Here is a 241-nt window from a genome sequence, read left to right as displayed (position 1 = left end):
CACCTGAACGCGAACTGCGCCTCGAAAGCGTGACAATCGTTCCGCCCGGTGAAAGCAAGCCGACCGTGACCGGCCTTGCGTTTGCCATTCAGGCGGGAAGCGCACTTGGGGTCATCGGCGCATCGGGTTCGGGCAAGTCGACACTCTCGCGCGCCATCGTCGGCGCATGGACGCCGGTCGCCGGGAAGGTTCGCATCGACAGCGCAAGCCTCGATCAATGGGACCGGGAAGCACTAGGCCG

General features: G+C 65.1%; 1 protein-coding gene. It reads left to right on the top strand.

The window, feature by feature from the left end; translation table 11 throughout:
• On the top strand, nt 1-241 hold a 241-nt coding region (locus X728_RS01000000167570; protein ID WP_032898378.1), incomplete at both ends, for an ATP-binding cassette domain-containing protein.

The sequence above is a fragment of the Mesorhizobium sp. L103C119B0 genome (assembly GCF_000502235.1).
GTDB lineage: Bacteria > Pseudomonadota > Alphaproteobacteria > Rhizobiales > Rhizobiaceae > Mesorhizobium.
Note: the sequence above shows the minus strand (reverse complement) of the source record. Positions and strands in the feature narration are given on the sequence as shown.